Source organism: Burkholderia sp. ABCPW 11 (assembly GCF_001523445.1).
Lineage (GTDB): Bacteria > Pseudomonadota > Gammaproteobacteria > Burkholderiales > Burkholderiaceae > Burkholderia.
This window is the reverse complement of record NZ_LOVM01000033.1, coordinates 23,493-49,200: the sequence shown is the minus strand read 5'-3', so window position 1 is coordinate 49,200 and position 25,708 is coordinate 23,493. Positions and strand designations below refer to the sequence as shown.

Annotated in this window: 19 protein-coding genes and 1 pseudogene; 16 read left to right on the top strand and 4 right to left on the bottom strand. The window is 67.1% G+C overall.

Annotated elements, in window-relative coordinates; all coding sequences use genetic code 11:
- Window positions 1-69: 69 nt before the first annotated feature.
- Complete coding sequence (flgE, locus tag WS61_RS14895; protein WP_059501148.1) at window positions 70-1,314, bottom strand: flagellar hook protein FlgE; 1,245 nt, start codon at window positions 1,312-1,314, stop codon at window positions 70-72.
- Between the two features lie 824 nt (window positions 1,315-2,138).
- Between flgE and WS61_RS14890 the strand changes: the two genes are divergently transcribed.
- The 12 genes from WS61_RS14890 to WS61_RS14835 all read left to right on the top strand — a co-directional run bounded on the left by WS61_RS14890 (window position 2,139) and on the right by WS61_RS14835 (window position 15,629).
- Window positions 2,139-4,262: a FimV/HubP family polar landmark protein gene (locus WS61_RS14890; RefSeq protein ID WP_059501147.1), complete on the top strand. Its 2,124-nt coding sequence runs from the start codon at window positions 2,139-2,141 to the stop codon at window positions 4,260-4,262.
- The gene (gene truA, locus WS61_RS14885) at window positions 4,262-5,074 is read left to right on the top strand and encodes a tRNA pseudouridine(38-40) synthase TruA (protein ID WP_034205167.1); all 813 of its coding nucleotides are present in this window, start codon (window positions 4,262-4,264) and stop codon (window positions 5,072-5,074) included. The genes WS61_RS14890 and truA overlap by 1 nt, the downstream gene beginning before the upstream one ends.
- Window positions 5,071-5,772: a phosphoribosylanthranilate isomerase gene (locus tag WS61_RS14880; RefSeq protein ID WP_059501146.1), complete on the top strand. Its 702-nt coding sequence runs from the start codon at window positions 5,071-5,073 to the stop codon at window positions 5,770-5,772. The genes truA and WS61_RS14880 overlap by 4 nt, the downstream gene beginning before the upstream one ends.
- A gap of 55 nt (window positions 5,773-5,827) precedes the next feature.
- Complete coding sequence (trpB, locus tag WS61_RS14875; RefSeq protein ID WP_059501145.1) at window positions 5,828-7,021, top strand: tryptophan synthase subunit beta; 1,194 nt, start codon at window positions 5,828-5,830, stop codon at window positions 7,019-7,021.
- Between the two features lie 8 nt (window positions 7,022-7,029).
- A complete protein-coding gene (locus WS61_RS14870; RefSeq protein ID WP_059501144.1) occupies window positions 7,030-7,881 on the top strand; it encodes a site-specific DNA-methyltransferase in 852 nt (283 codons plus the stop codon).
- A 182-nt stretch (window positions 7,882-8,063) separates the two neighbouring features.
- Entirely contained in the window at window positions 8,064-8,876 is an 813-nt protein-coding gene (trpA, locus tag WS61_RS14865) for a tryptophan synthase subunit alpha (RefSeq protein ID WP_059501143.1), read from the top strand.
- 67 nt (window positions 8,877-8,943) lie between these two features.
- Window positions 8,944-9,816: an acetyl-CoA carboxylase, carboxyltransferase subunit beta gene (gene accD / locus WS61_RS14860; RefSeq protein ID WP_040139428.1), complete on the top strand. Its 873-nt coding sequence runs from the start codon at window positions 8,944-8,946 to the stop codon at window positions 9,814-9,816.
- A gap of 100 nt (window positions 9,817-9,916) precedes the next feature.
- Complete coding sequence (gene folC, locus WS61_RS14855; protein WP_006479330.1) at window positions 9,917-11,227, top strand: bifunctional tetrahydrofolate synthase/dihydrofolate synthase; 1,311 nt, start codon at window positions 9,917-9,919, stop codon at window positions 11,225-11,227.
- Between the two features lie 29 nt (window positions 11,228-11,256).
- A complete protein-coding gene (locus WS61_RS14850; RefSeq protein WP_059501142.1) occupies window positions 11,257-12,093 on the top strand; it encodes an SPOR domain-containing protein in 837 nt (278 codons plus the stop codon).
- Between the two features lie 7 nt (window positions 12,094-12,100).
- Window positions 12,101-12,595, top strand: a complete 495-nt coding sequence (locus WS61_RS14845) for a CvpA family protein (RefSeq protein WP_006479328.1) — start codon at window positions 12,101-12,103, stop codon at window positions 12,593-12,595.
- A 51-nt stretch (window positions 12,596-12,646) separates the two neighbouring features.
- Window positions 12,647-14,179, top strand: a complete 1,533-nt coding sequence (purF, locus tag WS61_RS14840) for an amidophosphoribosyltransferase (RefSeq protein ID WP_006495945.1) — start codon at window positions 12,647-12,649, stop codon at window positions 14,177-14,179.
- 259 nt (window positions 14,180-14,438) lie between these two features.
- Window positions 14,439-15,629, top strand: a complete 1,191-nt coding sequence (locus WS61_RS14835; protein ID WP_059501141.1) for an O-succinylhomoserine sulfhydrylase — start codon at window positions 14,439-14,441, stop codon at window positions 15,627-15,629.
- 120 nt (window positions 15,630-15,749) lie between these two features.
- On the opposite strand, the pseudogene WS61_RS14830 reads toward WS61_RS14835, so the two are convergent.
- From WS61_RS14830 to WS61_RS14820, 3 genes and pseudogenes are all read right to left on the bottom strand, one after another.
- Window positions 15,750-16,709: pseudogene (locus WS61_RS14830) on the bottom strand (NAD-dependent epimerase/dehydratase family protein); the annotation flags it as partial.
- On the bottom strand, window positions 16,696-17,742 hold the full coding sequence (gene gmd, locus WS61_RS14825) for a GDP-mannose 4,6-dehydratase (protein ID WP_059501140.1): 1,047 nt from the start codon (window positions 17,740-17,742) through the stop codon (window positions 16,696-16,698). The pseudogene WS61_RS14830 and the gene gmd, both read right to left, overlap by 14 nt.
- Before the next feature lie 36 nt (window positions 17,743-17,778).
- A complete protein-coding gene (locus tag WS61_RS14820; RefSeq protein WP_059501139.1) occupies window positions 17,779-18,843 on the bottom strand; it encodes an acyltransferase in 1,065 nt (354 codons plus the stop codon).
- 55 nt (window positions 18,844-18,898) lie between these two features.
- Here WS61_RS14820 and WS61_RS34865 point away from each other — a divergent pair, with 55 nt between their 5' ends.
- The 4 genes from WS61_RS34865 (at window position 18,899) to WS61_RS14805 (ending at window position 25,486) form a co-directional block, all read left to right on the top strand.
- Window positions 18,899-19,189: a hypothetical protein gene (locus tag WS61_RS34865; protein ID WP_157692735.1), complete on the top strand. Its 291-nt coding sequence runs from the start codon at window positions 18,899-18,901 to the stop codon at window positions 19,187-19,189.
- A 123-nt stretch (window positions 19,190-19,312) separates the two neighbouring features.
- Window positions 19,313-21,505 (top strand): hypothetical protein, encoded by a 2,193-nt coding sequence (locus tag WS61_RS14815; RefSeq protein ID WP_059501138.1) that lies wholly within the window; start codon window positions 19,313-19,315, stop codon window positions 21,503-21,505.
- A 49-nt stretch (window positions 21,506-21,554) separates the two neighbouring features.
- Window positions 21,555-23,021 carry a flippase gene (locus WS61_RS14810; protein ID WP_059501137.1) on the top strand — a complete coding sequence of 489 codons (1,467 nt, stop codon included), beginning with the start codon at window positions 21,555-21,557 and terminating at the stop codon, window positions 23,019-23,021.
- A complete protein-coding gene (locus tag WS61_RS14805; protein ID WP_059501136.1) occupies window positions 23,018-25,486 on the top strand; it encodes a glycosyltransferase family 4 protein in 2,469 nt (822 codons plus the stop codon). The genes WS61_RS14810 and WS61_RS14805 overlap by 4 nt, the downstream gene beginning before the upstream one ends.
- Window positions 25,487-25,708: the final 222 nt, after the last annotated feature.

Genomic DNA, 25,708 nt, shown 5'->3' with positions numbered 1-25,708 from the left:
GACGCGCCGCGTCGGCCTCGAGATTCAGGGCCGGCGCGGCGCGTTTTTCATGCGCGGTTCAGCGCAGACTCAGCGCAGGTTCAGCAGCGTCTGATCGACGGCCTGCTGGGTCTTGATCGTCTGCGCATTCGCCTGATAATTGCGCTGCGCGGTGATCAGGTTCACGAGCTCGTTCGTGAGGTTGACGTTCGAGTTTTCCAGCGCGCTGCCCTGCAGCGTGCCGTGGTTCGTGCTGCCCGGCGCGGAGATCTGCGGCACGCCCGACGCGGCGGTTTCCGCATACTGGTTGCCGCCGATGTTCACGAGCCCGTTCGGGTTGTTGAAGTTCGCGAGCGCGATCAGGCCGAGCACTGCGCTCTGGCCGTTCGAGTAGTTGCCGGTCAGCGTGCCGTGGGCACCGATCGAGAACGTCGTCAACGTGCCGCTCGCGAAGCCGTCCTGCGCGAGATTGTTCACGCCGTCCTTGCCGCCATACTGCGTCGTGCCGCCGAGATCGAGCGTCAGGTTCTGCGGGTTGGCGCCGCCCGTCGTGTTCGGGATCGAGAACGCGAACTGGCCGAGGCTCGGCGTCGGCTGGCCGGTCGCGGCCGACGTCGTCGAGCTGATCCGGCCCGATGCGTCGAACGTGACGGTGCCGAGATGCGTCGGCGTCTGGCTCGGCACGCCCGCGTAGGCCTGCCACGTGCCGGCCGCGCGCTTCGCGAAGTACATCGCGACCTGTTGCGAGCCGCCGAGCGTGTCGTAGACCTGGATCGACGCGTTGTAGTTGTACGTCGTGTTGTCGGTCGCGTTGAACGGCGTCCTGGTCGGCACCTTGTCCTGCGCGTTCAGGTTGAACTGGCCGGTGATCCTGTTCGTCGCGCGCGGCGCGAGGTTGCCGGTCGGCGCTTGCAGCGGCACCGTTTGCGCTGTGTTGATCGCGCCGACGGCGCCTGCCGCATAGCCCATCAGGTTGCGGCCGTGCGCGTCGACGATCGCACCGTTCTTGTCGCGGTGGAACGTGCCGTCGCGCGAATAAGTGATCACGCCGTTGCTCGACATCTGGAAGAAGCCGTTGCCGTTGATCGCGACGTCGAGCGCCGACTTCGTCGAATCGATCGTCCCCTGGCCGAAATTCTGCTGCACCGACGCGAGCCGCGTGCCGATGCCGATCTGCGTGTTGACCGACGTCGCGACCGAATTCGCGTACATGTCGGCGAAATTCGCGCGCCCCTGTTTGAAGCCAACCGTGTTTGCGTTCGCGATGTTGTTGCCGATCACGTCGAGCTTGCTCGACGCGCCGGCCAACCCGCTCAAACCCTGCTGATAGCCCATGTTCGGTCCCCGTAACGAGCTGGTGAGTGAATGCAGTCGTGCGACTGCGCGATGGCCCTCCGGCACTTCACGGCAGCAGCCTGGCCGAGCGGGCTCCCGCCTTTCCGGCATGGGCAGGCGCGAGGCCGAAATGCGCCGATTCCTGTTTAGGGGCGATCGTATCGGCGGTAATTAATCGATCTGTGTAATTTTGTGTAATGAAATTGAATTGATGTGAAAGTAGTCACTTTCATATGAACGATGGAGCATGAGGAAGGCGCTGAAAACCTTGTGGGGTGGAGCTTCGGGAGTGTGGATTTTCATTTCTTCGATAAGAGCGGGAAATTGCCTTCTTATCGAAGAATTGGATGTAATTGGAGCGAGCTTGATCGCCGGTCGCGATTTGTTTTGATTTTCGGCTGTCAATTCATTAACGGCGGCCGGGGCGGATTGCCGAGGGGACGTTGGCGTTTCTGTCGCCGCGATCTTGCGGCGTACACGAGGTGAACACGCGATGAACGCGCCAGAAAGCAGCCATTCGAACGGTGGGGCGATGCCGCTGCGAGATGGTTTTCGACTGCGCGCGCAGGTTGGCTTCGATCGATCGGATGCATGGGCTGACGCAGGTGGACCCGCGCGACACGAGCGCCCGCCCGCAGCCGTTGCATCTACGGGCGACGAATTCGGCCGGAACCCGATCGTGTGAAGTAAACTACGCGGTTACGACGCACAGACCCGCCGAAAGCGTCGCGTTCCGCGCGACGCTTTTGCATTTCTGCAGCCACTTTATTGACGCTTCCAACCGTGAATCCGAGCCGCGCCCGCGCGCGGCGATAGAGCCAACGATGTCCCGAATTTCCTTGTTTCCGCGTCAGTCCCGTCTGTCGCGCGCCGTGCGTGGCGCGCTGGCGATCCTGGCGCTCGGCGCAGCCGCATCGGCGTGGGCGGTCGGCACCGGCGAACTGCCGGCGTCCGCCGCCGGCGGCGCCGCTCCGCTTACCGTGACGGTCCAGCCGGGCCAGTCGCTGAACGACATCGCGAAAGCGGCCACGCAATCGCACGATCCGGCCGTGCTCGCGCGCGCGGGCCGTGCGCTGTTCGACGCCAATCCGCAGGCGTTCATGAAGCGCGACGCGAGCCGCCTGAAAGTCGGCGCGACGTTGACCTTGCCCCCGCTCGACGCCACCGGCGCGGCGCTGGCGCCGGCCGGCGCGTCCGCTGCGTCGGGTACGGCGGCCGCTTCCGCACCCGCCGCATCGGGCGGGGCGGCGAGCGCGCAGCACGGCGCATCCGCGCCGCATGCCGGCTCGGCCGTGCAGCCCGCGCCGATGGCGCCGGTCGTGCATGCAGCGCCGGTGAGCGGGGCGAGCGCCGCGGCGGCGGCGGGGGCGTCGGCTTCGAGCGGTGCTTCGGCTTCGAGCGGTGCTTCGGCTTCGAGCGGCGCGTCGGCTGTCGATGGCATGCAGCCGGCGGCGCCCACCGCAGGTGCAAGCGGCCCGCACGTATGGACCGGTGCGATCCAGTCGGCGCCGTCGTCCGCGAGCGAGGCCGCGGGGCCGTCGGCGCCGGGCAGCCCGGTCTTCGGCGTGCATGAACCGGCCGGCGCGGCGCCCGCCGTCGGTGCATCGCAACCGCGGCCGTCGAGCCTGCAGCAATTGCTGGCATTGAAGAATCGCGTGCTGATGGAGTTGCAGAAGCACGGCATCGGCAAACCGGCAACGACGACCGGCGTTGCGCCTGCGCCCGCTCCGGCACCCGCCGCGCCGCGTCCGGCCGCGAATGACGCCGGTGCGTCGGCCGCTGCATCGACGGCGGACGAGGTCGCGTCGGGTGTGGCAGCCAGTGCGCCGCAACCGGCATCGGCTTCGGTACAACCGGCCGCACCCGTCGCGACACCTGCACGTCGTACCGAGCAGATGGACTGGCGCCCGGCCGCTGCGGCCGGCGCTGCCGTGATCGTGCTCGCGGCCGGCTTCGCATGGCGCAAGCGCAGGAAGGGTCGCCGCGCGGACGATGCGGGGACGGCTGCGACTGCGGCCGCGGCAGGCGGTGCTGCGGTTGCAGAAGCGGAAGCCGCGCCGTCCGTCGAACGCGAACTGCCGATCACGCCCGAGATGCCGGTCGCACGCGATGCGGCGTCCGACATGAATCTCGCCGCAGCGGCCGCCGCTGCGGTGGAGACGGTCGAGCCGCCCGTCGCGGACACATCGTTCGCGCCCGACCTGACGGCGCCGCGCGACGAGTCGCCTGAATCGCTGCCTGCGCACGCTGCGGAGCCGGCCGCGAGCGCGGCGACCCCGGTTTCGACCGCAGCGTCGCACGACGCGGAACCGGCCGAAAAAGCCGCTGCCGCCGACGAGCCAGCCGAGCCGGCCGCCGCATCCGCTGCACCTTCGACGACCGAAGCGCAGCACGCGACGCTGATGCAGAACGCGATCAGCGCGCTCAATAGTCTCGACATGCCGTTGCCGCCGCGGGCGGCAGGCGAACCATCGGCGGCGGAGGAGGAACCGTCTGCGGGGGCGACGCAGATCGACGCCGATAAAATCGCAACTAACGGTCAATCCACCCAGCGCCCGGCAATGGGTTCGGGTGAAGCGGCACCGGAACCTTCGGCCGACCAGGAAGACGAGTTCGACTGGGATCCGGATGCGGCGACGCCTGCCGGCCACGCGGGCAACCCGCCCGCGACGTCGTCTCTGCCGCCGCTCGGCGGCGCGCAGTTCGGCGCGCTGAAGCTCGACTTCGATCTCGACCTGCCGTCCACGCCGGGCGCTGCGCTGCCTGCGCTCACCCCCGACGAGCTCGCGCGCATCGCCCGCAACAAGCTGGACCTCGCGGCCGAATACGTCGAACTGGGCGATCTGTCCGGCGCGCGGACGCTGCTGCAGGAAGTGGTCGACGCGAACGACGCCGCGACGCGCGACGACGCACGCGCACTGCTCGCGAAACTGGCGGACGAGGCGTGATGCGGATCGCGCTTGGCATCCAGTACGACGGCGCGGCGTTCTGCGGCTGGCAGGCGCAGCCGCACGGCAAGACCGTGCAGGACCGGCTCGAACACGCGCTGGCCGAGTTCGCGCGGGTGCCGCTGCACACGACGGTCGCCGGGCGGACCGACACCGGCGTGCACGGGCTCGGGCAAGTCGTGCATTTCGACACCGACCTCGAGCGCGAAGCGTTCTCGTGGGTGCGCGGCACCAACGCGTTCCTGCCGCCGACCGTGTCGGTGCAATGGGCGAAGCCGATGCCGGACACGTTCCACGCGCGTTTCTCGGCGTTCGAGCGCACTTACTACTACGCGCTGTACGTGCACCCCGTGCGCTCGCCGATGCTGGCCGGCCGTGCGGGCTGGATCCACACGCCGCTCGACGACGACGCGATGCGCGCCGCCGCCGCGCACCTGATCGGCGAGCACGACTTTTCGTCGTTCCGGTCGTCGGAATGCCAGTCGAAGACGCCGGTCAAACACCTGTATCAGATCGACGTGCGGCGCGCGGGGCATTTCATCCATTTCCGCTTCCGCGCGAACGCGTTCCTGCATCACATGGTGCGCAACCTGATGGGCTGCCTCGTCGCGGTCGGACGCGGCCGCTACCCGGCCGACTGGCTCGCCGACGTGCTGGCCGGGCGCGACCGCAACCTCGCGGCGCCCACGTTCATGGCCGACGGGCTGTACCTCGCCCACGTCGGCTACCCGGCGGAATTCGCCGTCCCGCCCGCGCAGCTCGGCAGCGTGCCGTGGAGCAGCGTCTGGGCCGATCTGGACCCACTATCATGACGGATCACGACGTGCCTTCTTCGAATTCCGCCGCGGCGGGCCTGCCGCCGCGCACGCGCATCAAGCTGTGCGGGCTGTCGCGCCGCGAGGACGTGCTGCACGCGGCGGCGCTCGGCGCCGATGCGATCGGCCTGGTGTTCTACCCGAAGAGCCCGCGCGCCGTGACGATCGCGCAGGCGGCCGAGCTGGCGAGTCTCGCGCCGCCGTTCGTGTCCGTGGTCGGGCTGTTCGTGAATGCGACCGAAGCCGAGATCGAGGCCATCGTGCGCGACGTGCCGCTCACGGTGCTGCAGTTCCACGGCGACGAGACGCCGGAGCAGTGCGATGCGCTCGGCCGCGCGGCGCGCCTGCCGTGGTTGCGCGCGGTGCGCGTCGGGCCCTCGACGCAGCCGTCCGATTTGGTAGAATCGGCTCTTCATTATTCGAAAGCGCGCGGCCTCCTGTTCGACACCCTGGTGCCGGATTACGGCGGTAGCGGCAAGGTCTTCGATTGGTCTCTTATTCCCGCAGAGCTCGCGCGTCGGGCCGTTTTGAGTGGTGGCTTGAACGCGCAAAACGTCGGTGATGCGATCCGCCAGTTGCGTCCGTTCGCTGTCGATGTCTCGAGTGGCATCGAAGTGGAGGGCGCGAAGGGCGTGAAGGATCACGCCCGGATGGCGGCGTTCGTACGCGCGGTGCGCGAAGCGGACGCCGGATGAGGCAAGCCGGTGCGGCCCGACAAGCGGGGCGCACCGACCGATCGAGAGAGACACCATGTACAACCTTCCCGATGATCGCGGCCATTTCGGCCCGTATGGCGGCGTGTTCGTCGCCGAGACGCTGATTCACGCGCTGGACGAACTGCGCGCGGCGTATGAAAAGTTCCAGAACGATCCCGACTTCGTCGCCGAATTCGAGCGCGAGCTGAAGTATTTCGTCGGCCGTCCGTCGCCGATCTATCACGCGCAGCGCTGGAGCGAGATGCTCGGCGGCGCGCAGATCTACCTGAAGCGCGAAGACCTGAACCACACCGGTGCGCACAAGATCAACAACGTGATCGGCCAGGCGCTGCTCGCGAAGCGCATGGGCAAGAAGCGCGTGATCGCGGAAACCGGCGCCGGCCAGCACGGCGTCGCGACCGCGACGATCTGCGCGCGCTTCGGGATGGAGTGCGTGGTCTACATGGGCGCGGAGGACGTGCGCCGGCAGGCCGCGAACGTCTACCGGATGAAGCTGCTTGGAGCGACGGTCGTGCCGGTCGAATCGGGTTCGCGCACGCTGAAGGACGCGCTGAACGAAGCGATGCGCGATTGGGTCACGAACATCGAAAGCACGTTCTACATCATCGGCACGGTCGCGGGCCCGCACCCGTACCCGATGATGGTGCGCGACTTCCAGCGCGTGATCGGCGACGAGTGCAAGGTGCAGATGCCCGAGCTCGCGGGCCGGCAGCCGGACGCGGTGATTGCCTGCGTCGGTGGCGGGTCGAACGCGATGGGCATCTTCTATCCGTACATCGACGATCGATCGGTGCAGCTGATCGGCGTCGAAGCGGCCGGCGACGGCATCGACACGGGTCATCACGCGGCATCGCTGATCGCCGGCAGCCCTGGCGTGCTGCACGGCAACCGCACGTATCTGCTGCAGGACGACAACGGCCAGATCATCGAGACGCATTCGGTGTCGGCGGGCCTCGACTATCCGGGCGTCGGCCCCGAACACGCATGGCTGAAGGACAGCGGCCGCGCGCAGTACGTGCCGATCACCGACGACGAGGCGCTGAAGGCATTCCACGACTGTTGCCGGATCGAGGGGATCATCCCCGCGCTCGAGTCGAGCCACGCGATCGCGTATGGCGTGAAGCTCGCGCCGACGTTGCCGAAGGACAAGATCCTGCTCGTCAACCTGTCGGGCCGCGGCGACAAGGACATGCACACGGTCGCCGAGCGATCGGGCATCGAGCTCTGACCCGACCGATGCGTGACCTGATCGAAGAGCCGGGCGGCGGCGCCGCGAGCGAGGCGGAGGCGGCCCAGCCCGCCGCTGCCGTGCCGCGCGTGCTGCCGCACGGTATCGAACTGCACAACCGCGATTTCCTGACCGATGCCGCGCACCTGCCGGAGGCGTCGATCGACCTGATCGTCGCCGATCCGCCGTACGGGCTCGGCAAGGACTACGGCAACGACTCGGACAAGCGTTCGGGCGACGATTTCCTCGCGTGGACGCGCGAGTGGCTCGAGCTCGCGATTCCGAAGCTGAAGCCGAGCGGGTCGATGTACATCTTCTGCACGTGGCAGTACGCGCCGGAAATCTTCAGTTTCCTGAAGACGCAGCTCACGATGGTCAACGAGATCATCTGGGACCGGCGCGTGCCGAGCATGGGCGGCACGACGCGCCGTTTCACGTCGGTGCACGACAACATCGGCTTTTTCGCGGTTTCCAAAGCGTATTACTTCGATCTCGATCCGGTCCGCATCCCGTACGACGCCGACACGAAGAAGGCCCGCTCGCGCAAGCTGTTCGAAGGCAGCAAGTGGCTGGAGATGGGCTACAACCCGAAGGACGTCTGGTCGGTCTCGCGCCTGCACCGGCAGCACGCGGAGCGCGTCGATCATCCGACCCAGAAGCCGCTGGAAATCATCGAGCGGATGGTGCTCGCAAGCTGCCCGCCGGGCGGCCGCGTGCTCGATCCGTTCATGGGCAGCGGCACGACCGCGGTGGCCTGCGCACGGCAGGGGCGCGACTTCGTCGGCTACGAGATCAACGAAAGCTATTGTGCGATCGCGCACGAGCGCGTGAGCGCGCTCGCCGCGCCGGCGTGCGCGTGAATCGCGCCGCCGCGTCGCCGAATGCTTGCTTTGCATGGGATCGGAGTAGGCGCTGAAGCGCCAACTCCGATCGACCGCCGCGGGGCCAGAATAAGCGCTGAAGCGCTAACTCTGGCCAACCACGCCATGGGATCGGAGTAAGCGCTGAAGCGCCAACTCCGATCGACACAAGGAAAATTGCCATGTCCCGTATTCAGCAGACCTTTGCCGCGCTCGCCGAACAAGGCCGTAAGGGCCTGATCCCGTTCATCACGGCCGGCGACCCCGATCCCGCGAAAACCGTCGAATTCATGCACGCGCTCGCCGCAGGCGGCGCGGACGTGATCGAACTCGGCGTGCCGTTCTCGGACCCGATGGCCGACGGCCCCGTGATCCAGCGGTCGTCGGAACGCGCGCTCGCGCGCGGCGTCACGCTCACGAGCGTGCTCGCCGACGTGAAGCGTTTTCGCGAAACCGACGCCAAAACCCCCGTCGTGCTGATGGGCTATGCGAACCCGATCGAACGGATGGGCGTCGATGCGTTCGCGGCGCAAGCGCATGCGGCCGGCGTCGACGGCGTGCTGGTGGTCGACTATCCGCCTGAAGAGGCGGGCGTGTTCGCGGAAAAGATGCGGGCCGCGCAGATCGATCCGATCTTCCTGCTCGCGCCCACGTCGACCGACGAGCGCATCGCCGACGTCGGCAAGATCGCGAGCGGCTACGTGTATTACGTGTCGCTCAAGGGCGTGACCGGCGCCGGAAATCTGGATGTTTCGAGCATTGCAGGTAAAATCCCGGCCATCAAGTCGCGCGTGCCGGTTCCGGTGGGCGTCGGCTTCGGTATCCGCGACGCCGAAACGGCGCGCGCGGTGGCCGAAGTGTCGGACGCCGTCGTGATCGGCAGCCGCCTGGTGCAGCTGCTCGAAAGCGCCGCGCCGGAAGGCGCCGCCGCCGCGCTGAAGGCGTTCATCGCCGAGCTGCGCGCCGCGCTGGACGGCGCCGTCAAGGCGGCGTGATAAACACAACACAGGAAGCGGGAACGAGCCGATCGGCCCGCCCCGCCACGGAACAGGAAACCATACGATGAGCTGGCTCGACAAACTGTTGCCGCCGAAGATCAAGCAGACCGACCCGAAAAGCCGCAAGGGCATTCCGGAAGGCCTGTGGGTCAAGTGCCCGTCCTGCGAGGCCGTTCTCTATCGCAACGACGTGGACGCGAACCTGCACGTGTGCCCGAAGTGCGATCACCACATGCGCATCGGCGCGCGCGAGCGTCTCGACGGGCTGCTCGATCCGGAAGGCCGCTACGAGATCGGCCAGGAAGTCGTGCCGGTCGACTCGCTGAAGTTCAAGGACAGCCGCAAGTACCCCGATCGTCTGAAGGAAGCGATGGACGAAACCGGCGAGACCGACGCGATGGTCGTGATGGGCGGAGCGATCCACACGCTGCCGGTCGTGGCTGCCTGCTTCGAGTTTTCGTTCATGGGCGGCTCGATGGGTTCGGTCGTCGGCGAGCGCTTCGCGCGCGGCGCGCAGAACGCGCTGGAACAGCACGTGCCGTTCATCTGCTTCACCGCATCGGGCGGCGCACGGATGCAGGAAAGCCTGCTGTCGCTGATGCAGATGGCCAAGACCACCGCGATGCTGACGAAGCTCGCCGAAGCGAAGCTGCCGTTCATCTCGGTGCTGACCGATCCGACGATGGGCGGCGTGTCGGCAAGCTTCGCGTTCCTCGGCGACGTCGTGATCGCCGAGCCGAAGGCGCTGATCGGTTTCGCGGGCCCGCGCGTGATCGAGCAGACGGTTCGCGAGAAGCTGCCGGAAGGCTTCCAGCGCGCCGAATTCCTGCTGAAGACGGGCGCGATCGACATGATCGTCGACCGCCGCAAGATGCGCGACGAGATCGCGCAGCTGCTCGCACTGCTGCAGCGTCAGCCGGCCGACGCGCTGGCCTGAGCGCAGGGGCTGTGAACCGCGCGCGTCGCCCGGCTTCAGCGTCGGGCGGCGCGCTTCGTTTTTTGGCGTAGTGTGGCCGTACCGATTCAGATTTGATCCGATGAGCACTTTTCCCACTCTCGACGCGTGGCTTTCGCATCTCGAGCGCGCGCACCCGGTCGGCATCGACATGGGCCTCACCCGCATCGGGCAGGTCAAGGCGGCGCTGCAGCTCGAATTCGCGTGCCCCGTGATCACCGTCGGCGGCACGAACGGCAAGGGCTCGACCTGCGCATTCCTCGAGACGATTCTCGTGCGCGCGGGCTACAAGGTCGGTTGCCACACGTCGCCGCACCTGCTCGAATTCAACGAGCGCGCGCGCGTGAACGGGCAGAACGTGACCGACGACGAACTGCTGCCGCACTTCGAGGCCGTCGAAGCCGCGCGCACGTCGCTGGCCGAGCCCGTGTCGCTCACGTATTTCGAATTCACGACGCTCGCGATCCTCCATCTGTTCGCGTCGCGCGGGCTCGACGCGGTGATTCTCGAAGTCGGCCTCGGCGGCCGGCTCGATGCGGTCAACATCATCGATACCGATTGCGCGATCGTCACGAGCATCGACATCGACCACACCGAATACCTCGGTGACACGCGCGAGAAGATCGCGTTCGAGAAGGCCGGGATCTTCCGCGCGGGCAAGCCGGCGATCTGCGGCGATCCGGCCGCGCCGCAGACGCTGATCGACCACGCCGAAGCGATCGGCGCCGATCTGTGGCTGGTCGGCCGCGATTTCCGCTACGAGGCGCAGGCGGGCGCCGAGCGCCAGCAATGGAGCTACCTCGGCCGGGAGAAGCGCTATCCGGCGCTCGCGTATCCGGCGCTGCGCGGCGCGAACCAGCTGATCAACGCGTCGGCCGCGCTCGCCGCGCTCGAGGCGCTGCGCCCGGTGCTGCCGGTGTCCGCGCAGGACATCCGGCTCGGGCTGGCGAACGTCGAGCTGCCGGGGCGCTTCCAGGTGCTGCCCGGCAAACCGGCGATCGTGCTCGACGTCGCGCACAATCCGCATGCGTCGGCCGTGCTCGAGCAGAACCTGGGCAACATGGGCTTCTTCCCGTACACGTACGCGGTGTTCGGCGCGATGCACGACAAGGACATCGACGGCGTGCTGCAGCATCTGAAGGGCGAGATCGACCACTGGTGCGTGACCGATCTGCCGCTGCCGCGCGCGGCCTCCGCGGAGCAGCTCGAAGCCGCGCTGCGCAAGGCCGGCGTGGAGGAGGGGCCCGATTCGAGCGTGACGCGTTACGCGTCGCCCGCGGAAGCGTTTCGCGATGCACTAAAAAGAGCATCCGAGAATGATAGAATCGTGGTTTTCGGCAGTTTCCATACGGTTGCCGGCGTGCTGGCCTACCGTAAATCGCAGCAACACTGACTGACGGGCAGTTTCGGACTCAGCCATTCATGGGAATTTTCTCGTTCGGCAAAAAAGACGACGACGCGCCCCCGCGGCGCGGCGGTCGTACCGGGGCCTCCCGGAACGTGCGCACGGAGCGCACTGAACGCGTCGAGCGACGCTCGCGCCGCACCGAGCGTCCGGAATCGGACGCACTGCTCCTCGATCCGACCCTTCCAGAAAAGCAACGTGCGCGCCGTCGCCTCGTCGGCGCGATCGCGCTCGTCGTGGCCGCGGTGATCGTACTGCCGATGGTGCTCGATTCGCATCCGAAGCCGGTTACCGACGACATCGCGATCGACATCCCGAACCGGCCCGCGCACCAGGCGGTCGCGCCGCGCGACGACGATGTGTCCGACGTGCAGGCGGGCGTCGCGCACGACGAACCGCCGGCCTCCGACACGGCCGTTGTGGCCGCACCGGCACCCGCGCCGAAGGATGCCGCCAAGCCGGTCGCGAAACCCGATACGACCACCACCGCGAGCGTGACGCCGCCGAAGCCCGCGCCGAAGCCGGCTGCTCCCGTGGCGAAACCGGCCACGCCGAAGCCTGCGCCCGCAACCGTCGCGAATACCGACGCGGCGAGCCCGGACAGTGGCGACGCGTCGTCGCCGGCATCGCCGGCCGGTGCGCGCTTCGCGGTGCAGCTCGGTTCGTTCAAGGATGACGCGACGGCCCGTTCGTGGGCGGCCAAATTGAAATCGGCGGGTGTGCCCGCATATGTCGAGCATCGCAAGCAGGCAGACGGCAGCACGGCTACACTGTTGCGTGCCGGCCCGTTCGCGGATCGCTCGGCGGCCTCCGCCGCGATCGCGAAGGTCCGCGAAGCCGGTCTGACGCAGTAATGCCACGATGCTGACGGCTTTCGACTACGCTGTATTGGCGGTGATCGTGTTGTCGGCGCTGCGCGGCGCGTGGCGCGGCTTCGTGTCCGAGATTTTCGGGCTGATCGGCTGGATCGCGGCGATCGTGATCGCGAGCCGCTACGTCGGGCTGGTCGTGCCGTATATCCCGGCGAACTGGCCGGGCGGCGCGCTGACGCAGTGGGTGATCGCCTTCGCGTTGCTCGTGATCGGCGTCGTGCTGGTCGCCGGCGTGGCGAACGCGCTGCTGTCGCGGATCGCGCAGGCGAGTGGCCTGGGCGGCGTCGACCGCTCGCTGGGCATGATGTTCGGGCTGGTGCGCGGCTGCGTGCTGGTGGTGCTGCTGGTCGCGGCGGCCGGGCTGACCGAACTGCCCAAACAGGATTTCTGGCGCAATGCGCTATTGCGTCCTTTTGCCGAACAGGGCGTGCACGAGCTGAAGCAGCTCCTGCCCGACGGCATGGCCCAGTACGTACGCGTGTGACGACGCGGCCGGGCAGGACGGAACCGATTTTGTCATCTTGAAGGACATGCCATGTGCGGCATCGTAGGTGTTATCTCCCAATCCCCGGTCAATCAGCTGATCTATGACAGCCTGCTGCTGCTGCAGCATCGCGGTCAGGACGCAGCGGGCATTGCGACGGCGGACGGCAGCAATTTCCACATGTACAAGGCGAACGGCATGGTGCGCGACGTGTTCCGCACGCGCAACATGCGCAGCCTGCCCGGCACCTACGGCATCGGCCAGGTGCGCTACCCGACGGCCGGCTCGGCGTCGAGCGAGGCCGAGGCGCAACCGTTCTACGTGAACGCGCCGTTCGGGATCATCCTCGCGCACAACGGCAACCTGACGAACTGGCAGCAACTGAAGGACGAAATGTTCCGGATCGACCGCCGGCACATCAACACCAATTCCGACAGCGAAGTGCTGCTCAACGTGTTCGCGCACGAGCTGCAACTGTCGACCACGGGCCTCGAGCTCGATCCGGCGTCGGTGTTCAAGGCGGTGTCGGGCGTGCATCGCCGCCTGCAGGGTTCGTACGCGATCGTGTCGCTGATCGCCGGCTACGGCCTGCTCGCATTCCGTGACCCGTTCGGCATCCGTCCGCTGTGCATCGGCAAGCTCGAGACCGAACACGGCACCGAATGGATGGTTGCGTCGGAATCGGTGGCGGTCGAAGGCATCGGTTTCGAATTCGTGCGCGACCTGGAGCCGGGCGAAGCGATCTTCATCGACAAGGCCGGCAACTTCCACAGCCAGCAGTGCGCGGAGAACCCGACGCTGAATCCGTGCATGTTCGAATACGTGTATCTCGCGCGTCCGGATTCGTGCCTCGACGGCGTGCCGGTCTACAACGTGCGCCTGCGCATGGGCGACTATCTCGCCGAGAAGATCAAGCGCGAGCTGCCGAACGTGCCGATCGACGTCGTGATGCCGATTCCCGATTCGTCGCGTCCGGCTGCGATGCAGGTCGCCGCGAAGCTTGGCGTCGAGTATCGCGAAGGCTTCTTCAAGAACCGCTACGTCGGCCGGACGTTCATCATGCCGGGCCAGGCCGTGCGCAAGAAGTCGGTGCGCCAGAAGCTCAACGCGATGAGCATCGAGTTCAAGGACAAGCACGTGCTGATCGTCGACGATTCGATCGTGCGCGGCACGACCTCGCACGAAATCGTGCAGATGGCGCGCGATGCGGGCGCGAAGTCGGTGATCTTCGCGTCGGCGGCGCCGCCCGTGAAGTTCCCGAACGTGTACGGCATCGACATGCCGACGCGTGGCGAGCTCGTCGCGCACGGCCGTACCGACGAGGAAGTCGCGAAGATCATCGGCGCCGACCACCTGATCTACCAGGACGTCGACGACCTGCGCCGCGCGGTGCGCGACATCAACCCGAAGCTCGAACGCTTCGAGGCGTCGTGCTTCGACGGCAACTACATCACCGGCGATGTGACGCCCGAGTATCTCGATGCGATCGAGCGCGCGCGCCTCACGCCGGCGTCGCAGGCCGATCGCGACACGGCCGGCGACACCGAGCGTTCGCAGATGAACCTGCAACTGTCGGTCGAGTAACGCCGGCGCACGCTTTTATCGAGGCGTGATAGGATGTGGCCTTGCGTCGATTTGATATCAGCTTGCGGACGCGGGGCCACTTCCCAAAACAGCTAAAGCGAAGGCCGGCGGCAGCCGGCCCGAGTCGATCGCTGTCGTACCGCACCGAAGCCCGCTGATGCCGACGCATAGCGGGCTTTTTGTTTTTGGCCTCGGTTTTGACCGGGTCCGCGCCATATGCACGACCGTCGGCGCGGCCATCGAATACGGAAAACGGAACATGGACGACTCCCTCAACTTCGACACGCTTGCGGTGCGCGCGGGCACGCTGCGCAGCGACTTCAACGAACATTCGGAAGCGCTGTTCCTCACGTCGAGCTTCTGCTTCTCGAGCGCCGCCGACGCGGCCGAGCGCTTCGCGAATTCGGAAGACTATTTCACGTACTCGCGCTTCACGAATCCGACCGTCACCATGTTCCAGGAGCGTCTCGCCGCGCTCGAGGGCGGCGAGGCGTGCATCGCGACGGCGTCGGGCATGGCCGCGATCATGTCGGTCGTGATGTCCGCGCTGCAGGCGGGCGACCACCTCGTCAGCTCGCGCAGCCTGTTCGGCTCGACGCTCGGGATGTTCTCGCAGATCTTCAGCAAGTTCGGGATTACGACTACCTTCGTCGACCCGACCGACCTGAACGCGTGGCAGGAAGCCGTGCGGCCGGAAACGAAGATGTTCTTCCTCGAGACGCCGTCGAACCCGCTGACCGAGCTCGCCGACATCGAGGCGATCGGCAGGATCGCGAAGGCCGCGAACGCATTGTTCGTCGTCGACAACTGTTTCTGCAGCCCGGTGCTGCAGCAGCCGCTGAAGCTCGGCGCGGACGTCGTGATGCACTCGGCGACGAAATTCCTCGACGGGCAGGGGCGCGTGCTCGGCGGCGCGCTGGTCGGCTCGAAGGAATTCATCATGGGCAAGGTGTTCCCGTTCGTGCGCAGCGCCGGTCCGACGCTGTCGGCCTTCAACGCGTGGGTGCTGCTGAAGGGGATGGAGACGCTGTCGCTGCGCGTCGAGAAGCAATCGGCGAATGCGCTGGAGATCGCGCGCTGGCTCGACTCGCATCCGGCGGTGGCGCGGGTGTTCTATCCGGGGCTCGAATCGCATCCGCAGCATGAACTCGCGAAGCGCCAGCAGAAGGCGGGCGGCGCGATCGTGTCGTTCGAGCTGAAGGGCGACACGCCCGAGCAGCAGCGCGCGAACGCATGGCGCGTGATCGATGGCACCAGGCTGGTGTCGATCACCGGCAACCTCGGCGACACGCGCACGACGATCACGCATCCGGCCACCACGACGCACGGCCGCATCACGCCGGAAGCGCGCGCGGCGGCGGGAATCACCGAAGGGCTGATCCGCCTCGCGGTCGGCCTCGAGCACGCGGGCGACATTCGCAACGATCTGGCGCGCGGTCTGGACGGCTGAGCGCTACGGCAGGTACCCTCACAGCGATGCGACGGGGCGTTCCTGTGCGGACGGCCTGTCGCCGTCGACAGTGTAGTCGCGGTGCCCGCCTTCGCCCGTGCGCGAGCCGTTCAGCGGCCGCGCAGAGGCTGCCGGCGCGTCGGCACGCACCGCACTTACCATCCATCGCAGCGTTTCGTCGAGCGGTGTGACGGGCAGTTCGCCCACCGCGCGCCGCAGTTTGTCGCGCGACCCGCTCAGGCTCTTCACCTCGTTATCCCGCACGAAACGAGGATCGATCGTCACGTCGATCACGTAGCCCGCGATGCGGGACAAGATCGCCAGCACTTCCTTCAACGAATAGGCACGCTCCGAGCAAACGTTGAGAATTTCGCCGGCCGGCGCTGTCTCGATCAGTTTCAGGTACGCAGCGGTCACGTCGCGCACGTCGGAGAAATCGCGGCGCACGTCGAGATTGCCGAGCGAAATCCGCGGTTCGTTGCGCGCATAGTGCGCGACGAGTTTCGGCAGCAGAAATGCGTCGCTCTGACCGACACCCGTGTAGTTGAATGGCCGCGCGATGATAATCGGCAGCCGGTCGGCCCACAGCTTCGCTGCATATTCCATCGCGAGCTTGCTGATTGCGTAATCATTTGCCGGGGCGGGCGGGACAGTTTCGTCGAGTACGCCGGCGGTCGAATTGCCGTAGATGTTCGCGCTGCTCGCGAGCAATACGGCCGACGGGCGGCGGTCGAGACCCGCCAGTGCCGCAAGCAGGTTGCGTGTGCCGACGACGTTGACCGCGTAGGTCTGCGACGGCTCGTCCTGTGCGACATGCGCGCGTGCAGCCAGATGCACGACCGAGTCGGGTCGTGCGTCGGCGGCCGCCGCGCGTACCGCATCCGCGTCGAGCAGGTCGACGGGCAGCAGCGTGCAGTTCGCGAACACCGGATCCTCGGTGGGCGGCGAGCCGGGCGCAACTGTTCCCCAAACTTCGTAGCCGGCGGCTTCGAGATGCTGCGCCATGTAGCGCCCGGTGAAACCTGTTAGTCCCGTAACGAATGCACGGCGCTTTGCGTGTTCGATGTCAGAACGTGTCATGGTGTTGGTTCCGCGTCAGGTCCGCCTCGACCATCATCTGGCAAAGCTGTTCGAGCGTCGTTTTCGGCGCCCAGCCCAATTTGCTTTTTGCCTTGTCCGCGCAACCAATCAGCAGATCGACTTCCGCGGGGCGGTAGAACTTGGGGTTCACTTCGACGAGCACGTTGCCCGTCGCCACATCGAGGCCGCGCTCCTGCTCGCCCTTGCCGCTCCATTCGATCTGGTAGCCGGCCGCCGCGAAGGCCATCCGCACGAAGTCGCGCACGGTCTCGGTCCGGTTGGTTGCAAGTACGTAGGTGTCGGGCTCATCGGCCTGCAGCATCCGCCACATCCCTTCGACGTATTCGAGCGCAAAACCCCAATCGCGTTTCGCGTCGAGGTTGCCGAGTTCGAGGCGCGTCGCCTTGCCGAGCTTGATCTTCGCGACGGTGTCCGTGATCTTGCGGGTGACAAATTCACGGCCGCGCAGCGGCGATTCGTGGTTGAACAGAATCCCGCTGCTGCCGAACAGGCCGTACGACTCGCGGTAGTTCACGGTCATCCAGTGTGCGAACAGCTTCGCGACGCCGTACGGGCTGCGCGGGTAGAACGAGGTCGTTTCTGTTTGCGGAATCGACTGCACCTTGCCGAACATCTCGGAGGTCGACGCCTGGTAGAAGCGTGTCTTCGGGCTTACGACGCGAATCGCCTCGAGCAGATGCAGTGGACCGAGGCCGGTGACGTCGGCAGTCGTGGACGGTTGCTCGAACGACACGCCGACGAAGCTTTGCGCGGCCAGGTTGTACAACTCGTCAGGCTGCGTGCGCTCCAGCAGCCGCATGCTCGAACCGGCGTCCGTCAGGTCGTGCTCGACGAGCGTGAGGTTCGGGTGCGTGTTGACGCCGAGCTCGGCGATGCGCCACAGGTTGACCGAGCTGGTGCGGCGATAGGTCCCGGTGACCTGGTAGCCCTTGTCGAGCAGCAGCTTGGTCAGGTAGGCGCCGTCTTGTCCCGTGATCCCCGTGATGATTGCCTTCTTGCGAGTTTGGCTCATGGCGTTGTCCTTGTCGAAATCGATAGATAGAGAAATTCAGGCGGTCGTGCCGGCGGCAGCCGGCAACGCACGGCGCGCAGGCCCGCGCGTCAGGCGCCGTTCGAAGCCGTACCAGCTCAGCGTTGCGTAAGCGAGCGTGATCGCGAGCGCGAGCGCGGCCGTGACGAAGCGGTTCAGGTGCAGCGGCCACAGCGCGTACAGCACGCTCAGGTGGATCAGGTAGACGGTGTAGCTGACGGTGCCGACGTAGACGAGCAACGGGTTCGTCAGCACGCGCTGCACGAGGCCGCGGCCGCGCAGCGCGATCACGACGATCGACGTGCACAGCAGCAGCGAGATGCTGTAGAGCGCCGCATTCGACATCGGCGTGTTCGCGGCGCGAAAGCGCGGGAACGACAGGTGCAGCCAGCCGAGAATCGCCAGCGATACGAGCGCGCCGACGATCGCCAGCGGATAGAACGGCTCCAGCGCGCGCCGGTCGCGGCGCAGCACGATCGCGAGCAATGCGCCGGCCGCGAGCAGGTCCATCCGGAACGGCGTCAGGTAGTAGATCGGCCAGAACGAATCGAACCACGGCGTCGCGATCGCGCGCAGCACCGGCGCCGCGACGATCAGCGCGGCGGCGACCCACAGCAGCGCGCGCTCCGAGCACCAGAGCACGACGAACGGCCAGAAGATGTAGAACTGCTCCTCGACCGCGAGCGACCACAGCACGTTCAGGCTGTCATGGCCGATGCTGCCGAGCGACAGCCCGATATTGGTCGAGAAGAACGCGAACCACGGCCAGTGCGGCAGCCAGCTCGCGCCGAACAGCAGCGTCGACACCGCCAGCAGCAGCACGTACGGCGGCAGGATGCGGCGCACGCGGCGTGCATAGAAGTGGCTGAAGTACGACTGCCCGCGCGCCTTGCGATCGAGCAGGATGCCGGTGATCAGCAGGCCGCTCAGCACGAAGAACAGATCGACGCCCATCCACAGCGGCGCCTTCAGCGCGTGCTGCAGGAACACGGCGCCGACCGCGATCGCGCGCAGCCCGTCGAGCTGGACGATGCGGCCGTGTTGCGGCGGGGCGAGGTCGGCGGTGCGCGACAGGGCCGTCATCGCGCGGCTCCTTCACGACCCGCATCCGATGCGTGTACGTATTGCATGCCTTTAAATGGAATATGAAATCGAAATCGATTCTAGGGAAAAGAAATCGGTAAAAAAACGAGCGACATTTATCTGCCGATCAACATCCAAATGCCGGTTATTACGATCACGAGATGAAAGGTTGGCGGCCGGGCGGGCGCGACAGGCGGCGTGGAGCGGAATTTTCTACACGGCGGCGGCCGAAGGGCGGTCGTTATTGCCGTTTTCGGGCGCCATTTACACGCTGTTCCGGTTCGATATTTCAGGCAGAAACATCCCCAAATATTTCCAAATTTCTTGTGATTATTTTTGCTTGTAACCTGCATCGCGACGTTTGAAACCCATTTAGCGACAGGGCGCGGCCGCGGGCGATCCGTGGCGGCGCCGGTCGCTGTCGTATCGAGTCTGGAGAAGCGCATTGCGACGTCTGATTCTGGTTGGCATGACGGTATGCGCGGCACTGCTGACGAGCGCCGTGCCGGCCGAAACGGTGTTGCCCGCGACGACGTCGTGGATTGGCAATACGTTCGGCTATGGCGACGGCGCGTGGACGCAGATCGACATCCGCGCGATCGCGGTGACGCCCGAGGGCAAGGTGTATACGAATGCGCCGTGGGACGAGAGCGGCGCCGAGGCGAGCGTCTATCAGGACGGGAAGATGCTCGGCTTCGCCGGCGGCACGCACGGCTGGGGCAATCTCGGCGGCAACGCGATCGCCGTCAACAGCAAATATGCGTACGTCGCGATCGGCGTCGGCAACGAGCGCGGCCATCTGCAGTCGCCCGGCATCTGGCCGGACAAGGGCAAGCAATGGTTCGGCATCTCGCGGCGCACGATCGGCGACATGAAGCAGCCGGCACCGTTTCGCGCGTCGCCGCAAGTCGCGCCGGGCGGGCGTGCCGACGCCGGCCGCGCGCGGATGGCTGCGAGCTTCATGGTGATGAACGAGGTGCCGGCGCCCGCGCGCTCGGAAGTGGGCGACGCGAAGGCGGAAGTGGGCGGCCTCGCGGCCGACGACAAGACATTGTTCGCGACCAATCCGTCGCGCGACGCGGTGGAGGTGTATGACGCGGAGACGATGCAGCGGAAGGGCACGTGGAGCGCGCACGAGCCGGGCCGCATCGCGCTCGCGGGCGACGGCACGCTGTGGCTGCTGACCGATACGCTGGGCGGGCCGGCGCATCTGGTGCACGTGCGGGCCGACGGCAGCAAGCTCGACGACGCGCCGGCGTTGCCGGAAGGCACCGACGCGGTGGACGTCGCGGTCGATGCGAAAGGGCGCGTGCTGGTCGCGGACAACGGGCCGCGCCAGCAGATCCTGATCTTCTCGAAAGGCGGCAAGGGCTATGCGCAGTCGGGCACGCTCGGCGAGCGCGGCGGCATCTTCGCGGGCCCGGTGCCGGGCCGGCCCGGACCGCAGCGCTTCAACGGGCTGACGGGCGTCGGCGTCGACCGTGCCGGCAACATCTATGTGTCGATGAACGGGATCGGGCCGCGCCACGACACGATCGGCGCGGGGCTCGGCGCGGTGCTGGAAAGCTACACGCCGGACGGCAAGCTGCGCTGGCAGGTGCAGGGGCTGCTGTTCGTCGATGGCGCATGGCTCGACCCCGCGCGGCCGGACAGCGTGTACACGGGCAACAAGCGCTTCGAGCTCGACCTGTCGAAGCCGCCGGGCCAGGACTGGAAATACGTCGGCTTCCTGTCGAACCGCTTCAAGTATCCGGACGATCCGGTGTTCCACACGGACCAGTATCCGGGCATGCCGATCGCGCGGCGCGTCGACGGCCGTACGTTCCTGTACCTGACCGACATGTACGCCGATCACCTGAAGATCTACCGCTTCGACGCGAAGCGCGACGGCGAGGTGGCGATCCCGTCCGGCCTGATCGCGGGCCGCGCGCGGCCGGTCGACAAGGTGCCGAACAAACCGCCGGGCGGCGACTGGCTGTGGCGCGACGCGAACGGCAACGGCCGGATCGACGCCGACGAGTTCGAGATCAACACGACCGGCAAGGCGAAGGCGGGCGGCTGGGGCTGGTGGGTCGACACGAAGGGCGACATCTGGCGCACGAGCGACGTGCGCGGCATCCACCGCTTCCAGTACGGCGGTGTCGACAAGGCCGGCAACCCGATCTATTCGTACGACAAGGTCACGACCTACCCGATGCCGCAGCCGTTCACGCAGCTGCGCCGTGCGATCTACGAGCCGCAGACCGACACGCTGTACGCGACCGGCTACACGGCCGACGCGCCGCCGCAGCCGGGCATCAACAAGGAAGTGGGGCGCGTGCTGATCCGCTTCGACAAGTGGTCGACGGGCTCGCCGGTCGTGCGCTACCAGGTGGCGCTGCCGTGGAAGCTCGATGCGAAGCCGATCTTCGACCTGATCGGGATCACGGTCGAGGGCCGCTACATCTTCACCGTGGAGCCGGTCGGCAAGATCCACGTGTACGACAAGGACACCGGCAAGGAAGTGGGCGTGATGAGCCCGGGCGCGGAGGTCGGCAAGGCGTCCGGCTGGGTCGACGTGCCGTTCGGCATCAGCGCATTCCGGCGCGAGAACGGCGAGTACCTGGTGTTCGTCGAGGAAGACGCGCGCGGCAAGGTGCTGATGTATCGCTGGAAACCGTGACGGGCGGCGCGCCGCCCACGACGTCGTCGCCGTCACACAAGGCACAAGCATGGACAAAGGCATACTCAAGAACGTTTCGATCAACTTCATCGGGCTGATCCTGCCGACCTTCGTGTCGCTGGTGACGGTGCCCGCCTATATCCATGCGCTCGGCGTCGAACGCTACGGCGTCGTCAGCCTCGTGTGGACGCTGATCGGCTATTTCGGGATCCTCGATCTCGGGATGAGCATGGCCGCACAGAACCACATCTCGAAGGCGCTCGCGAGCGGCAACGCCGACGAAAGCGCGCGGGTGTTCTGGAGCGCGTTCTGGCTGAATCTCGGCACCGGCATCGCGGGCGGGCTGCTGATCTACTTCGGCGCATTCGTCTACACCGCGTATTTCACGAAGGTGTCGGCCGCGATGCAGCACGAGGTGTATCTGGCGCTGCCGTGGCTCGCGCTCGCGATTCCGCTCGCGAACGTGTCGTGGGTGTTCGCCGGCGCGATCAACGGCGCCGAACGGTTCGGCGTGTTCAACACGAACCAGACGATCGGCACGTTCCTGTTCCAGCTGCTGCCGCTCGGCGCCGCGTGGTGGATCGCGCCGAACCTGCAGACGGTGCTCGCCGCGGCCGTCGTCGCGCGGCTGATCGCCGCGGCGATGCTCGGTCACGCGAGCATCAAGGTGCTCGGGATCCGGCGCATCGACCCGCCGCAGTGGGGCACCGCGAAAGGGCTGTTCAACTTCGGCGGCTGGATGCTGATCGCGAGCATGACGAGCATGATCGCCGACACGCTCGATCGCGTGATGCTCGGCGCCGGCATGGGCGCGAAGTTCGTCACCTACTACACGGTGCCGCAGAACCTCGTCACGCGCCTGAACATGCTGCCGAACGCGCTGGTGCGCACGCTGTTCCCGCGCCTGTCGGCAGTCGGCCGCGACCATGCCGACACGCTCGCACGCCAGTCGCTCGAATTCCTGAACGGCGTGTTCACGCCGGTCGGCATCGTCGCGATCTTCGCGCTCGCGCCGTTCCTCACGCTGTGGGTGGGCGCCGATCTCGCCGCGCATTCGGCGCCGGTGGGCCGCGTGCTGGTGATCAGCGTCTGGCTCGTCGGTCAGGCGAGCGTCACGCGCATCCTGATCCAGTCGCAGGTCAACCCGGCCCGCGCGGCATTCGCCGGGCTCGTCGAGATGCCGTTCTTCGTCGGCGGCCTGTGGCTCGGCATTCATCACTTCGGGCTGATCGGTGCGGCGGTGGTCGTCGCGGCGCGCGCGCTCGTCGATTACGGCGTGCTGCTGTACCTGTCGGCGATCCGGATGCGCGCGATCGTGCTCGACATGCTGGCCCATCTCGCCTTCCTGCTCGCCAGCCTGTTTCTGGCGCAGGCGTGGTCGGGGCTCGGCGAGTCGATCGGCATGTGCGCGGTCGTGCTGGTGCTGAACGTCGCGTGGTCGCTCACGATGACCCCGGGACTGCGCGCGCTCGTGCGCGACCTGTTTGTCCGTCTCAATGCGAGGAAAACCATATGAATCGCGATCTGGCGGAACACGCCGTCCTGAATCTTGCCACGGCCGATGCCGCCGTGGCCCACGCGGGCGATGCCGCCGCGCTGCACCGCGCGGTGCCGGCCGAGCGCGCCGGCGCGCGGCAGCCGGCGCGCGCGCTGCGCGTGGCGATCGTCCACGACTGGCTCGTCACCTATGCGGGCGCCGAGCGCGTGCTCGAACAGATCGTCGCGTGCTTTCCCGACGCGGACCTGTTCAGCCTCGTCGATTTCCTCGACGACCGCGCGTTCGTGCGCGGCAAGCGGGTGACGACGTCGTTCATCCAGAAACTGCCGTTCGCACGCACCAAGTACCGCAGCTACCTGCCGCTGATGCCGCTCGCGATCGAGCAGCTCGACGTGTCCGAGTACGACCTCGTGATCTCGAGCAGCCACGCGGTCGCGAAGGGCGTGCTGACCGGGCCGGACCAGGTGCACATCAGCTACGTGCATTCGCCGATCCGCTATGCGTGGGACCTGCAGCATCAGTATCTGGAGCAGTCGAACCTCACGCACGGGCCGAAATCGCTGCTCGCGCGGATGATCCTGCACTACATCCGCAACTGGGATACGCGTACCGCGAACGCGGTGGACGGCTTCGTCGCGAACTCCGCGTTCATCGCCCGGCGCATCAAGAAGGTCTATCACCGCGACGCGGCGGTGATCTTCCCGCCGGTCGACGTCGACGCGTTCTCGCTGAACGCGGTGAAGGAGGATTTCTACCTGACCGCGTCGCGGATGGTGCCGTACAAGAAGATCGACCTGATCGTCGAGGCGTTTTCGCGCACGCCCGAGCGCAAGCTCGTCGTCATCGGCGACGGCCCCGAGATGCAGAAGATTCGTGCGAAGGCTGGCCCGAACGTCGAGATCATGGGCTACCAGCCGTTCGCGGTGCTGCATGACCGGATGCGGCGCGCGAAGGCGTTCGTGTTCGCGGCCGAGGAGGATTTCGGAATCTCGGTCGTCGAGGCGCAGGCGTGCGGCACGCCGGTCATCGCATACGGCAAGGGCGGTGCGCTCGAAACGGTGCTCGACCCGCAATCGAACCTGAATCCGACCGGTCTCTTCTTCGACGAACAGACGGCGCACGCGATCGTCGCGGCCGTCGACGACTTCGAGCGCGCACCGCAGCGCTTCACGCCGGACGCCTGCCGCGCGAACGCGGAGCGGTTTTCCGCCGATACGTTCCGGCGGCGCTTTCTCGACTACGTGGAGCAAGCGCTGCCCGGCTCGACCGCGCAGCGCGGCACGGCCGCACCGATGCCGGCCGCACGCGGCCCGGCGACGCTCGTGCTCGATCAGAGCGGCGTGCTCGGCGGCGCCGAGCTGTCGCTGCTCGAGATCATGAAGCACATGCGCGCGAACGCCGACGTGCTGCTGTTCGACGACGGCCCGTTCCGTGCGGCGCTCGACGAGATCGGCGCGCGCGTCGACGTGGTCGAGCAGGGCGCGCTCGCGGGCGTGCGCAAGCAGGGCGGCGTGTCGTTCGGCGCGGTGAAGCAGCTCGTGCGGCTGGTCCGCGACGTCGCCCGGCGCGCGCGCCGCGCCGAGGTGATCTACGCGAACACGCAACGCGCGATGGTGGTGGCCGCGCTCGCCGGGCGGCTCGCGCGCAAGCCGGTGGTCTGGCACCTGCGCGACATCGTCAGCACCGACCATTTCGGCGGCAAGCAGCTGCAGGCGATCAAGTATTGCGCGCGGCTCGGCGTCACGCGCGTGATCGCGAACTCCGACGCCTCCGCGCAGGCGTTCCGCGCGCTGACGGGCTTCACGCCGCAGCACGTCGACGTCGTGTTCAACGGCATTTCGGCCGAACCGTTCGATGCGCTGAAAGGCGTGAGCCAGGCCGCGCTGCGCGCGCGCCTCGGGTTGCCCGAGGACGCCTGGCTGGTCGGCTCGTTCAGCCGTCTCGCGCGCTGGAAGGGGCAGCACGTGCTGCTGGAGGCCGCCGAGCGGCATCCCGACATGCATGTGGTGCTGGTCGGCGCGCCGCTGTTCGGCGAGGACGAGTATGCGGCGCAACTGCACGAATACGTCGCGCAGCACGGGATGGACGAACGCGTGCATTTCCTCGGGTTTCAGCGCGACGTGGCCGCATGCATGACGGCGGTCGACGTCGTCGCGCACACGTCGATCACGCCGGAGCCGTTCGGGCGCGTGATCGTCGAGGGGATGCTCGCGCGGCGGCCGGTCGTCGCGGCCCGCGCGGGCGGCGTCGTCGAGATCATCGAGGACGGCGACAACGGGCTGCTCTGCGAGCCGGGCAACGCGGCCGCGCTGGCCGATGCGCTGGCGGCGCTCAAGCGCGACGGCGCGCTGCGCGAGCGGCTCGTCGCGAGCGGGCGTGCGACCGCGGTGCGCCGGTTCGGCACCGAAACCTACGTGGAGCGGGTCGAGAAGATCCTCGCGGATACCGCCAAGGCGGCCAAGGCCGCGAACGCGAAGAAGTAGCGGTCGGTGCGAGCCGGCGGGAAACGGGCCCCCATGCGGCGTTGCGCTGCGCGGGGGCTTTGCTTTTCGGCTGGCGACGCGTGTGGTTGCGGCGGAGAGGCGGGTTTGCGCCCCCGGGGCCGAGTCGGGCGCGGGCGTGGCCGGTCGTCATTCTGGAACGGAACCGGGCCGTCGGGAGCGTCGGGCGATCAGGCGCTGCCGCCGCAGCCATGGATATCGCCA

What these genes read in the sequence shown, in the direction of transcription:
- truA (WP_034205167.1), top strand. Translation starts at nt 4,262, where the DNA reads ATGCGGATCGCGCTTGGCATCCAGTACGACGGCGCGGCGTTCTGCGGC.
- purF (WP_006495945.1), top strand. Translation starts at nt 12,647, where the DNA reads ATGTGCGGCATCGTAGGTGTTATCTCCCAATCCCCGGTCAATCAGCTG.
- WS61_RS34865 (WP_157692735.1), top strand. Translation starts at nt 18,899, where the DNA reads ATGGAATATGAAATCGAAATCGATTCTAGGGAAAAGAAATCGGTAAAA.
- gmd (WP_059501140.1), bottom strand. Translation starts at nt 17,742, where the DNA reads ATGAGCCAAACTCGCAAGAAGGCAATCATCACGGGGATCACGGGACAA.
- WS61_RS14870 (WP_059501144.1), top strand. Translation starts at nt 7,030, where the DNA reads ATGCGTGACCTGATCGAAGAGCCGGGCGGCGGCGCCGCGAGCGAGGCG.
- flgE (WP_059501148.1), bottom strand. Translation starts at nt 1,314, where the DNA reads ATGGGCTATCAGCAGGGTTTGAGCGGGTTGGCCGGCGCGTCGAGCAAG.
- WS61_RS14880 (WP_059501146.1), top strand. Translation starts at nt 5,071, where the DNA reads ATGACGGATCACGACGTGCCTTCTTCGAATTCCGCCGCGGCGGGCCTG.
- accD (WP_040139428.1), top strand. Translation starts at nt 8,944, where the DNA reads ATGAGCTGGCTCGACAAACTGTTGCCGCCGAAGATCAAGCAGACCGAC.
- WS61_RS14810 (WP_059501137.1), top strand. Translation starts at nt 21,555, where the DNA reads ATGGACAAAGGCATACTCAAGAACGTTTCGATCAACTTCATCGGGCTG.
- WS61_RS14820 (WP_059501139.1), bottom strand. Translation starts at nt 18,843, where the DNA reads ATGACGGCCCTGTCGCGCACCGCCGACCTCGCCCCGCCGCAACACGGC.
- folC (WP_006479330.1), top strand. Translation starts at nt 9,917, where the DNA reads ATGAGCACTTTTCCCACTCTCGACGCGTGGCTTTCGCATCTCGAGCGC.
- WS61_RS14890 (WP_059501147.1), top strand. Translation starts at nt 2,139, where the DNA reads ATGTCCCGAATTTCCTTGTTTCCGCGTCAGTCCCGTCTGTCGCGCGCC.
- WS61_RS14835 (WP_059501141.1), top strand. Translation starts at nt 14,439, where the DNA reads ATGGACGACTCCCTCAACTTCGACACGCTTGCGGTGCGCGCGGGCACG.
- WS61_RS14850 (WP_059501142.1), top strand. Translation starts at nt 11,257, where the DNA reads ATGGGAATTTTCTCGTTCGGCAAAAAAGACGACGACGCGCCCCCGCGG.
- WS61_RS14845 (WP_006479328.1), top strand. Translation starts at nt 12,101, where the DNA reads ATGCTGACGGCTTTCGACTACGCTGTATTGGCGGTGATCGTGTTGTCG.
- WS61_RS14805 (WP_059501136.1), top strand. Translation starts at nt 23,018, where the DNA reads ATGAATCGCGATCTGGCGGAACACGCCGTCCTGAATCTTGCCACGGCC.
- trpA (WP_059501143.1), top strand. Translation starts at nt 8,064, where the DNA reads ATGTCCCGTATTCAGCAGACCTTTGCCGCGCTCGCCGAACAAGGCCGT.
- trpB (WP_059501145.1), top strand. Translation starts at nt 5,828, where the DNA reads ATGTACAACCTTCCCGATGATCGCGGCCATTTCGGCCCGTATGGCGGC.
- WS61_RS14815 (WP_059501138.1), top strand. Translation starts at nt 19,313, where the DNA reads ATGACGGTATGCGCGGCACTGCTGACGAGCGCCGTGCCGGCCGAAACG.